Consider the following 9,800-nt stretch of genomic DNA (forward strand, 5'->3'; position numbering starts at 1 on the left):
ATGCGTCGTGCCCAGCTGGACATCCAGCTGAAGACCCAGGAGCAGATCGAGCTGATGCGCGCCGCCGGGCTGGTGGTCGCCGCCGCCCTGCAGGCCATGCGCGAGGCCGTCGCCCCCGGGGTCTCCACCGCCGACCTGGACGCCATCGCCGAGCAGGTGATCCGCGACGCCGGGGCGATCCCGTCCTTCAAGGGCTACCACGGCTTCCCGGCCTCCATCTGCGCCTCGGTCAACGAGCAGGTCGTACACGGCATCCCCAGCGCCGACCAGGTGCTCAAGGAGGGCGACCTGATCTCCCTGGACTGCGGCGCGGTGCTGAACGGCTGGCACGGCGACTCGGCCATCACGGTCGGGGTGGGCGAGACCGACCCCGCCCTGCTGAAGATGGCGCAGGTGGCGGAGGACGCCATGTGGGCGGGCATCGCCGCCGCAGCGCGTGGCTGCGCCAACGGCCGTGGGCGCCTGACGGACATCTCCTTCAACGTCGAGAAGGCGACCCGTGCCGCCGGCCGGTACGGGATCGTGGAGGGCTACGGCGGGCACGGCATCGGCACGGAGATGCACCAGGACCCGCACGTGCTGAACCACGGCAAGCCCGGCAAGGGCCCGCGCCTGGTCCCCGGGCTGTGCCTGGCCATCGAACCGATGATCACCATGGGCTCGCCGCGCACCCTGGAGCTGTCCGACGGCTGGACCGTGGTCACCCGCGACGGGTCCATGGCCGCGCACGTCGAGCACACCATGGCGCTGCTGGACGACGGCGTCTGGGTGACCACCGCCCCGGACGGCGGCCTGGCCCGCCTCGGCGACCTGGTGACCGCCCGCCAGCCGCAACCTGACTCGATCAACTGAGCACGGAGCCACCGGCACGGCGGGGTTCGCGCCCATCGATGACGGCTGGCATGCTGGACGGCATGAGGCGTGACGAGATGCGGGCCGCCGACGCCGACCGGCAGCAGGTCGCGGCCCGGCTGCGGGCGGCACTGGACGAGGGCCGCCTCGATCTCGGCGAGTACGACGAGCGCCTGCAGCAGGCGTACGCCGCCAAGACCTACGGCGAGCTGGACCTGCTGCTCACCGACCTGCCAGACGTCCCCGCACAGGCCGGCGCGGCGGTGGTCCCCGCCCAGGGGCACGAGACCCGGCGCTGGCTGCTGGGGTTGTGGAGCGGTTGGGTCCCGGCCGTGGCCGTCACCACCGCGGTGTGGGGCGCGACCAGCCTCGCCGAGGGGTACGCGGTGTACTACTGGCCGGTGTGGGTGGCGGCGCCGTGGGGTGCGGTGCTGCTGTGGCAGACGGTGGCTGGACTGGCCAGTGGGGAACCGCGCCGGCACGCGGAGCAGCAGGCCGAGGAGCGGGCCAAGGCGCAGGCCAAGGAGCACGCCCGGCAGCTGAAGCGGGAGCGCCGCGCGCTGGGTACGGACGAGGCGCCGGGAACCCCCGGCCGGCCGGGATGACCCGGGCCACTGGACGCCCCGGAGCATCGGCGTCAGGGGCGTTTCGTCCGGTTTAGGAGTGCTCGACACACCCGACCCCGGGTTACGGTGACCTCGGTTTGGTGTCGATGGTTGGGCACGCGTACACTGGCTAGCTGGCGCGCAGCGTCCACTCCGGCATGTCCACCAAGCGCTTCTGGTGGAGCCGGAGCCGCGGCTGGACCGGGCCCCTCGCGGGTTCGGGTAAGGCGTTGCGAGCTTGCCCCAGACCCCAATGTCAGGTAGCGGAGGACATGCCCAAGAAAGACGGAGCCATCGAGATTGAAGGCCGAGTGATCGAGCCCCTGCCGAACGCGATGTTCCGCGTCGAGCTGGCCAATGGTCACAAGGTGCTGGCTCACATCAGCGGCAAGATGCGGCAGCACTACATCCGCATCCTGCCCGAGGACAGGGTCGTCGTGGAGCTTTCTCCATACGACCTGACCCGTGGGCGCATTGTCTACCGGTACAAGTAATGGGGTAGCGGGGGTTCCTTACCCGTCTGACTGAGAGTTAAGGCCAAACCGTGAAGGTCAAGCCGAGCGTCAAGCGGATCTGCAACAAGTGCCGGGTTATCCGCCGGCACGGCCGGGTCATGGTCATCTGCGACGACCCGCGCCACAAGCAGCGCCAGGGCTGAGAGTCCCGGCACTGCCAGGTCCGTACCAAAGAACAAGCTCGTTCCAGCCGCGCGTCACCACGTCGATGACCCGCGGACTCACCCCCGGTCGGAGGCCGGGGCCCGCCCGGGCAGGCGGGGTGGAAGGGGCACAGACCTCCGTGAGATAGCTGAGGAGTACGCCCGCACATGGCACGTCTCGTCGGCGTCGATCTTCCCCGCGAGAAGCGGATGGAGATCGCGCTCACCTACATCTTCGGTATCGGTCGCACGCGCGCAGTCGAAGCGCTCACCGCGACCGCCATCGATCTGAACAAGCGCGCCAAGGACCTCACGGAAGAGGAGCTGGTCCAGCTCCGCGACTACATCGAGGCCAATTTCAAGGTTGAGGGCGACCTGCGCCGCGAGGTCGCCGCGGACATCCGCCGCAAGGTCGAGATCGGCTGCTACGCCGGCATCCGGCACCGCCGGGGTCTCCCCGTCCGGGGCCAGCGGACCCGTACCAACGCTCGTACCCGCAAGGGTCCGAAGCGCACGGTCGCCGGTAAGAAGAAGCCCGGTCGGAAGTAATAGGAGCGCACTGACTCATGCCACCGAAGGCACGCGCTGGGGCCGCCGTCAAGAAGGTCCGGCGCAAGGAACGCAAGAACGTCGCCCACGGGCAGGCGCACATCAAGAGCACCTTCAACAACACCATCGTGTCGATCACCGACCCGACCGGTGCTGTCATCTCCTGGGCCTCCTCGGGCCAGGTGGGCTTCAAGGGCTCCCGCAAGTCGACTCCGTTCGCCGCGCAGCTGGCCGCCGAGGCCGCCGCGCGCCGGGCCATGGAGCACGGCATGCGCAAGGTCGACGTGTTCGTCAAGGGCCCCGGCTCCGGCCGGGAGACCGCCATCCGTTCGCTGCAGGCCGCGGGCCTCGAGGTCGGCCAGATCTCCGACGTCACGCCCCAGCCGCATAACGGATGCCGCCCGCCGAAGCGTCGTCGGGTCTGAGAGGTAGAGGACAAATGGCTCGCTATGCAGGTGCCGACTGCCGCCGTTGCCGTCGGGAGAAGATGAAGCTGTTCCTCAAGGGCAGCAAGTGCGATGGCCCGAAGTGCCCGTTCGAGTCCCGGCCGTTCCCGCCCGGGCAGCACGGCCGGGGTCGCACCAAGGAGACGGAGTACCTGCTCCAGCTCCGCGAGAAGCAGAAGGCCCGCCGTATCTACGGCATTCTCGAGAAGCAGTTCCGCGGGTACTACGAGGAGGCTGTCGCCAAGCCGGGCAAGACCGGTGAGGTGCTGCTGCAGATCCTCGAGTCGCGGCTCGACAACGTGGTCTACCGGGCCGGCTACGCCGCGTCCCGGGACATGGCCCGTCAGCTGGTCAAGCACGGCCACTTCACCGTCAACGGCGTGAAGGTCGACATCCCGTCGTACCGGGTGAAGGAGCACGACATCGTGCAGACGCGGGAGAAGTCCCGTGAGCTGACGCCGTTCGTCGTGGCGCAGGCCCAGGCGGGTTCCCGCCCGGTGCCGGCGTGGCTGGAGCCGATCCCCAGCCAGATGAAGATCCTGATCCACTCGCTTCCGGCCCGCCAGGTCATCGACACCCAGGTCCAGGAGCAGTTGATCGTCGAGCTCTACTCCAAGTAGCGGCTCAGGGGATGCCGGTCGCACGGCCGGCATCCCCGTACCACCACCGGACGGGCATCAAATAGCGGGTGCCCCGACAGAAAGAAGAACACCGTGCTCATCAGCCAGCGGCCGAGCCTCTCGGAAGAGTCGCTCAGCGAGACCCGCTCCCGATTCACCATCGAGCCCCTGGAGCCCGGCTTCGGGTACACCCTGGGCAACTCGCTGCGCCGTACGCTACTGTCGTCCATCCCGGGCGCGGCGGTCACCAGCATCAAGATCGACGGCGTGCTGCACGAGTTCACCACGATCCCCGGGGTCAAGGAGGACGTGGTCGAGCTCGTCATGAACGTCAAGGAGCTCACCGTCAGCTCCGAGCACGACGAGCCGGTCAGCATGTACCTGCGCAAGCAGGGCCCCGGCGACGTCACCGCGGGCGACATCCAGCCGCCGGCCGGCGTCTCGGTGCACAACCCCGACCTGAAGCTGGCCACGCTGAACAGCAAGGGCCGCCTCGACATGGAGCTGACGGTCGAGCGTGGCCGTGGCTACGTCACCGCCGCCCAGAACAAGAACGCGGGTGCCGAGATCGGCCGGATCCCGGTCGACTCGATCTACTCGCCGGTGATGAAGGTGACCTACCGCGTCGAGGCCACCCGTGTCGAGCAGCGCACCGACTTCGACCGCCTGATCATCGACGTCGAGTCGAAGGCGTCGATCTCGCCGCGTACCGCGCTGGCCTCGGCCGGCTCGACCCTGGTCGAGCTGTTCGGCCTGTGCCGGGAGCTGGACGAGACCGCCGAGGGCATCGACATCGGGCCGTCCCCGCAGGACGCCCAGCTCGCCGCCGATCTCGCCCTGCCGATCGAGGAGCTGGACCTGACGGTCCGGTCGTACAACTGCCTCAAGCGCGAGGGCATCAACACGGTCGGCGAGTTGATAGGGCGTACGGAGGCCGACCTTCTGGATATAAGGAATTTCGGTCAGAAGTCGATCGACGAGGTCAAGATGAAGCTCGCGGGCATGGGCCTGGGCCTCAAGGACAGCGCGCCGTCGTTCGACCCGGCGCACGTCGTGGACTCGTTCGGCGACGTGGACTACGACACCGACGACTACCGCGAGACCGAGCAGCTCTAATCTCGGCTGCCGCCGTGCCGGCGGCTTCGCCGCCGCACTGCAAGGAAACTGACGAGGAGCATCGAATGCCCACGCCCACCAAGGGTCCCCGCCTCGGCGGCAGCCCGGCGCACGAGAAGCTGCTGCTGGCCAACCTGGCCACGGAGCTCTTCCGGCACGGGAAGATCAAGACCACCGAGACCAAGGCCCGGCGCCTGCGCCCGCTGGCCGAGCACCTGATCACCAAGGCCAAGCGCGGTGACCTGCACGCTCGTCGCCGGGTGCTCACGGTCGTCAAGGACAAGGACGTCGTGTACGCCCTGTTCGAGCAGATCGCCCCGCGCTACGGCAACCGGCCGGGTGGCTACACCCGGATCACCAAGACCGGTCCGCGCAAGGGCGACGCCGCTCCGATGGCGGTCATCGAGCTGGTCGAGGAGCTGCAGGTCGCGGCCACCACCGCCCCGCGCAAGGCGGCCCGCAAGGCCACCGCGCAGCAGGACAAGGTCGAGGCCCTGGCCCGCGAGGACGAGGTTCCCACCTCGGCCGCCGCCGACCAGGACTCCGAGCCGCCGGTGAACGCCTCCGGTGACAAGGGTGCCGAGGGCCCGGGCGCCAAGGCCGAGGGCGAAGACACCACGGCCTGATCGGTCACGCACGGTCCGACCGGCCCGGCGCCCTCGCGGGGGCGCCGGGCCGTTCCGTTCCCGGGTACGGGTGCCGTGCCCCGTCGCGAGCCGGAATGGCGGCATGAACGAACTGATCCGCGTCCGACTGGACGTCACCTACGACGGTACGGACTTCTCCGGCTGGGCCGCCCAGCCGCAACGGCGCACCGTCGCCGGGGTGCTCACCGAGGCCCTCGGGCGTCTCGTCGGCGCCGACACCGTCCTCGGCCTGACCGTCGCCGGGCGTACCGACGCGGGGGTGCACGCCACCGGGCAGGTCTGCCACATCGACCTGCCCGTCGCCGCGTGGGAGGCGCTCGACGGGACGCTGGTGCGGCGCCTCGCCGCGCTGATGCCGCCCGACGCCCGGGTCCTGGCGGCGGTGCCCGTGCCGGACACCTTCGACGCCCGCTTCTCGGCCACCTTCCGCCGGTACGAGTACCGGGTGGCCGACACCCCGTGGGGGCCCGAGCCGCTGCGGCGCCGCGACACCCTCGGCTGGGTGCGCCCGCTCGACCTGGACCTGTTGCGGCAGGCCGCGGCCGGGCTGATCGGCGAGCACGACTACGCGGCGTACTGCAAGCGCAAGGAGCACGGCACCACCGTGCGGGCCATCACCGCCCTGGACTGGCGTCGCGAGCCGGACGGGGTCGCGGTCGCCACCGTGCAGGCCGACGCGTTCTGCCAGGCGATGGTGCGCAGCCTGATCGGCGCTTTGCTGACGGTGGGCGACGGCCGGCGCGATCCGCAATGGCCGGCCACCCTGCTCACCCTGCGCGAACGCTCCAGCTCGGTCACGGTGGCCCCGGCACACGGGCTCACGCTGGTCGCGGTCGGCTACCCCGACGACCCGGCCGAGTACGCCCGCCGCGCCGAGGCCACCCGCCGGCTGCGAGCCTGACCGCCGCCGGTCGCTACGGGAGTGACGCGCGCCGGCCCAGCACCGTGTCGCCCAGATAGGAGCGCAGCAGGTCGGTGGTGATGCGGCGGGCGAACGGGTCGTCGTCGCGTAGCGGCTGGCCGTCCGGGCGCACGATCACGCAGTACAGCAGGAAGTGCCCTCGGGTGTCCCAGCCCGCCAGTGCCGGCGGCTGCACCCGCGGATCGGTCCCGGGCAGGCCGCCGGCCATCGCCCCGAAGGTGCCCTGGCCCGCCGCGACGAACTGCCGGGCCCGGTCGGCGATCCACCGGGCACTCGGCTCGTCGGGCAGGTTGAAGATCCCGGCGGTGACCTGATAGTCGCCGTACGGTGCGGTCAGCGCGGCCCGGACCACCTGGGTGCAGCCGTACCGGTCCAGCAGGTCGCCGACGAGCCCGACCGCGGCGATCCCGCAGTCCGTGTCGATGTGCGTCATCCCGACGCGGTACGCGACCGCGCCCGCCCGGGCCTCCGGCGCCGGGAACACCTCGTCCAGGCTCAAGGGGGCGGCGTCGACCCGGCGCGAGCCGAGGTCCCGCACCGGAACCTGCTGCCGCGCTGCCGCCGGGGCGCCGTGGCCGCGCCGGACATCCGCGGCGATGAGGAAGGCGCTGAGCCCGCAGACCCCGGCCAGCACGAGTGCCCCCAGCCCGCCGAGCACCAGCCGGGGCCCCCGCCGGACCGGATGTGGCCGCGCGCGGTAGCCGTGCTCGGCGCCGGTGGGGCGGGTCCAGGTGGGCGGCTGCGCCGCCACTCGCCGGTGCTGCCCGGCCGGGGCGGATGTGCGGTGCGCGGCGTGCAGCGCCGTCATGACCGAGTGCACCGAGCGAAGCGAGGGCATGACCAGTTTGGCTTGGCATTGCGTGACATGGCGGCCACGCTAGGAGGGCATGGTCATCGATAAGCGCACATGCTGTGCGCCAACCCACCCCCGACTCGGGCCCGGGTGACCCCCAACCGGCACACTGGCGGCATGAACGAGTGCACCGAGCGCAGCGAGGGCCGCGAGGGCATGCCCGGTCTGCTCAGCATGAACGAGTGCACCGAGCGCAGCGAGGGCCGCGAGGGCATGCTGGCTGGTGCCGCGTGAGTGCCGACCATTACTTCAGTGCCGACCCGGCGGCGCCGGCGCGGCACGGGACGGTGGAGTTCAGCGTCGGGGGGCGCGACTACGCGCTCGCCGTGGCGTCGGGTGTGTTCTCCGCGGGGCGGCTCGACCCGGGCACCGCCGTACTGTTGCGCAAGGGTGTGCTGCCCACGGCCGCGACCTCGGGCACCCTGCTCGACCTCGGCTGCGGTTACGGACCGATCGCCTGCGTGCTGGCCAGCGAGGCCCCGGCCGCGACGGTCTACGCCGTCGACGTCAACGCCCGCGCCCGCGAACTGGCGGCGGCCAACGCGGACACCCTCGGCCTGGCGGACCGCCTGCGGGTGGCCGCGCCCGACGGCGTCCCCGCGGCGGTGACGTTCGACGAGATCTGGAGCAATCCGCCCACCCACGTCGGCAAGGCGGAGTTGCACGCGATGCTGGAGCGCTGGCTGCCCCGCCTCACGCCGGACGGTGTGGCCTGGCTGGTGATCAACAAGAACCTCGGCGGGGACTCGTTGCACGCGTGGCTGGTCGGGCTCGGCTGGGAGGTCGCCCGGATCGCCAGCCAGCGCGGCTTCCGGGTGCTGCGGGTGGCCCGGAAAACCGCCTGACGTCGCGCCCCGCAGCGGGCAGGATGCGCTCGTGGGCTACGTCGATGTCGCCGGTGCGGGGTTCGTGCTCCCGGACGGCCGGGAGCTGTTCGCCGATGTGTCGTTCCGGGTCGGTGAGGGCGCCAAGGTCGCCCTGGTCGGGCCGAACGGCGCGGGCAAGACGACACTGCTGCGCATGGTCGCCGGGGACCTGCCGGTCCAGACGGGCACGATCGCCCGCTCCGGCGGGCTGGGCGTCATGCGGCAGTTCATCGGGATGATCGGCGACGACCGTACGCTCGAAGATCTGGCCCTGTCGCTGGTCGCACCGCCGCTGCGGGCGGCGGGGGAGCGGCTCGCGGCGGCCGCGGCCGCGCTGTCGGACACGGAGAAGTCGCAGCTGGCGTACGCGAATGCGCTGGCGCACTGGGGTGAGGCCGGCGGGTACGACGCCGAGGTGCTGTTCGACACCGTGGCCGTCGCCATCCTGGACAAGCCGTGGGAGGGCGTGCGGCACCGGCCGGTGCGTACGCTCTCCGGCGGGCAGCAGAAGCGCTTCGCGCTGGATCTGCTGCTGCGCGGCACGGACGAGGTGCTGCTGCTCGACGAGCCGGACAACTTCCTCGACGTGCCGGGCAAGCGGTGGCTGGAGGCGCGGCTGCGCGAGTCGGCCAAGTCCGTGCTGTACGTCTCGCACGACCGGGAACTGCTGAACCAGACCGCCGGGCGGGTCGTGGCCGTCGAGGGCGGCAGCGCGTGGGTCCACCCGGGCGGGTTCGCGTCGTGGCACGAGGCGCGGGCCGACCGGCACGACCGGCTGCTGGAGTCGCGGCGGCGCTGGGACGAGGAGCACCAGAAGCTGCGCGAGCTGGTGCTGACGTTGAAGCAGAAGGCCACGTACAACGACGGGATGGCGTCGCGGTACCAGGCCGCGCAGACCCGGCTGCGCAAGTTCGAGGAGGCGGGGCCGCCGCCGCTGCCGCCGAAGGAACAGTCGGTGCGGATGAACCTGCGCGGCGGGCGTACCGGCAAACGGGCGGTGGTCTGCGAGCAGTTGGAGCTGGAGAACCTGACGTTCCCGTTCGACCTGGAGGTCTGGTACGGCGACCGGGTGGCGGTGCTCGGCGCGAACGGCACCGGCAAGTCGCACTTCCTGCGGCTGCTGGCGGCCGGCGGCAGCGACCCGGACGCGGAACACAAGCCCGTCGACGGCGCGCCGCTGGCGCACGTGGCGCACGACGGCGTCGCGCGGCTCGGGGCGCGGGTGCGGCCGGGGCACTTCTCCCAGACGCACGACCGGCCGGAGCTGCTCGACCGTACCCTCGTGGAGATCTTGTGGCGGGGCGACGATCACCGGTCCGGTGTGGACCGGGCCGGGGCCATGAAGGCGCTCAACCGGTACGAGCTGGCCGGCCAGGGCGATCAGCTGTTCGGGACGCTGTCCGGGGGGCAGCAGGCGCGCTTCCTGGTGCTGCTGTTGGAGCTGTCCGGCGCGACGATGCTGCTGCTCGACGAGCCGACCGACAACCTCGACCTGGCGTCGGCGGAGGCGCTGGAGGAGGGGCTGCTGGCGTACGAGGGGACGGTGATCGCGGTGACGCATGACCGGTGGTTCACGCGGGGCTTCGACCGGTACGTCCTGTTTCAGGCGGATGGCGAGGTGGTGGAGACCCCGGAGCCCGTGTGGGACGTACGCTGATTGTCCTCA

13 protein-coding genes are annotated in these 9,800 nt (G+C 71.3%); 12 read left to right on the forward strand and 1 reads right to left on the reverse strand.

Annotation, left to right across the window (positions count from 1 at the left end; genetic code table 11):
• The 10 genes from map (at position 1) to truA (ending at position 6,394) form a co-directional block, all read left to right on the forward strand.
• Positions 1-852: a type I methionyl aminopeptidase gene (gene map / locus EV385_RS18820; RefSeq protein ID WP_130510649.1), complete on the forward strand. Its 852-nt coding sequence runs from the start codon at positions 1-3 to the stop codon at positions 850-852.
• Between the two features lie 77 nt (positions 853-929).
• The gene (locus EV385_RS18825) at positions 930-1,457 is read left to right on the forward strand and encodes a DUF1707 SHOCT-like domain-containing protein (RefSeq protein WP_130513408.1); all 528 of its coding nucleotides are present in this window, start codon (positions 930-932) and stop codon (positions 1,455-1,457) included.
• Positions 1,458-1,729: 272 nt separating this feature from the next.
• The gene (infA, locus tag EV385_RS18830) at positions 1,730-1,951 is read left to right on the forward strand and encodes a translation initiation factor IF-1 (protein WP_007073013.1); all 222 of its coding nucleotides are present in this window, start codon (positions 1,730-1,732) and stop codon (positions 1,949-1,951) included.
• Between the two features lie 50 nt (positions 1,952-2,001).
• Complete coding sequence (gene rpmJ / locus EV385_RS18835) at positions 2,002-2,115, forward strand: 50S ribosomal protein L36 (protein ID WP_023358216.1); 114 nt, start codon at positions 2,002-2,004, stop codon at positions 2,113-2,115.
• A 168-nt stretch (positions 2,116-2,283) separates the two neighbouring features.
• Entirely contained in the window at positions 2,284-2,664 is a 381-nt protein-coding gene (gene rpsM, locus EV385_RS18840; RefSeq protein WP_130510650.1) for a 30S ribosomal protein S13, read from the forward strand.
• A 17-nt stretch (positions 2,665-2,681) separates the two neighbouring features.
• Entirely contained in the window at positions 2,682-3,089 is a 408-nt protein-coding gene (gene rpsK, locus EV385_RS18845; RefSeq protein ID WP_014440747.1) for a 30S ribosomal protein S11, read from the forward strand.
• A 14-nt stretch (positions 3,090-3,103) separates the two neighbouring features.
• The gene (rpsD, locus tag EV385_RS18850; RefSeq protein WP_130510651.1) at positions 3,104-3,730 is read left to right on the forward strand and encodes a 30S ribosomal protein S4; all 627 of its coding nucleotides are present in this window, start codon (positions 3,104-3,106) and stop codon (positions 3,728-3,730) included.
• Positions 3,731-3,823: 93 nt separating this feature from the next.
• Positions 3,824-4,846: a DNA-directed RNA polymerase subunit alpha gene (locus EV385_RS18855; RefSeq protein ID WP_130510652.1), complete on the forward strand. Its 1,023-nt coding sequence runs from the start codon at positions 3,824-3,826 to the stop codon at positions 4,844-4,846.
• 65 nt (positions 4,847-4,911) lie between these two features.
• Positions 4,912-5,472 (forward strand): 50S ribosomal protein L17, encoded by a 561-nt coding sequence (gene rplQ, locus EV385_RS18860; protein WP_130510653.1) that lies wholly within the window; start codon positions 4,912-4,914, stop codon positions 5,470-5,472.
• 103 nt (positions 5,473-5,575) lie between these two features.
• On the forward strand, positions 5,576-6,394 hold the full coding sequence (gene truA / locus EV385_RS18865; RefSeq protein ID WP_130510654.1) for a tRNA pseudouridine(38-40) synthase TruA: 819 nt from the start codon (positions 5,576-5,578) through the stop codon (positions 6,392-6,394).
• A gap of 13 nt (positions 6,395-6,407) precedes the next feature.
• On the opposite strand, the gene EV385_RS18870 is transcribed toward truA, so the two are convergent.
• Positions 6,408-7,253, reverse strand: a complete 846-nt coding sequence (locus EV385_RS18870) for a hypothetical protein (RefSeq protein ID WP_130510655.1) — start codon at positions 7,251-7,253, stop codon at positions 6,408-6,410.
• Between the two features lie 245 nt (positions 7,254-7,498).
• On the opposite strand from EV385_RS18870, the gene EV385_RS18875 reads away from it, so the two are divergent.
• Positions 7,499-8,113, forward strand: coding sequence for a class I SAM-dependent methyltransferase (locus EV385_RS18875; protein ID WP_130510656.1), 615 nt, complete (start codon positions 7,499-7,501; stop codon positions 8,111-8,113).
• 31 nt (positions 8,114-8,144) lie between these two features.
• Positions 8,145-9,791 carry an ABC-F family ATP-binding cassette domain-containing protein gene (locus tag EV385_RS18880; protein ID WP_130510657.1) on the forward strand — a complete coding sequence of 549 codons (1,647 nt, stop codon included), beginning with the start codon at positions 8,145-8,147 and terminating at the stop codon, positions 9,789-9,791.
• Positions 9,792-9,800 lie beyond the last annotated feature (9 nt).

The sequence above is a fragment of the Krasilnikovia cinnamomea genome (genome assembly GCF_004217545.1).
In the GTDB taxonomy this organism is placed as follows: Bacteria; Actinomycetota; Actinomycetes; order Mycobacteriales; family Micromonosporaceae; genus Actinoplanes; species Actinoplanes cinnamomeus.

Coding starts and splice junctions, on each gene's coding strand:
- rpsD (WP_130510651.1), top strand. CDS start 3,104: ATGGCTCGCTATGCAGGTGCCGACTGCCGCCGTTGCCGTCGGGAGAAG.
- map (WP_130510649.1), top strand. CDS start 1: ATGCGTCGTGCCCAGCTGGACATCCAGCTGAAGACCCAGGAGCAGATC.
- EV385_RS18825 (WP_130513408.1), top strand. CDS start 930: ATGCGGGCCGCCGACGCCGACCGGCAGCAGGTCGCGGCCCGGCTGCGG.
- rpsM (WP_130510650.1), top strand. CDS start 2,284: ATGGCACGTCTCGTCGGCGTCGATCTTCCCCGCGAGAAGCGGATGGAG.
- EV385_RS18870 (WP_130510655.1), bottom strand. CDS start 7,253: ATGCCCTCGCTTCGCTCGGTGCACTCGGTCATGACGGCGCTGCACGCC.
- infA (WP_007073013.1), top strand. CDS start 1,730: ATGCCCAAGAAAGACGGAGCCATCGAGATTGAAGGCCGAGTGATCGAG.
- rplQ (WP_130510653.1), top strand. CDS start 4,912: ATGCCCACGCCCACCAAGGGTCCCCGCCTCGGCGGCAGCCCGGCGCAC.
- rpsK (WP_014440747.1), top strand. CDS start 2,682: ATGCCACCGAAGGCACGCGCTGGGGCCGCCGTCAAGAAGGTCCGGCGC.
- truA (WP_130510654.1), top strand. CDS start 5,576: ATGAACGAACTGATCCGCGTCCGACTGGACGTCACCTACGACGGTACG.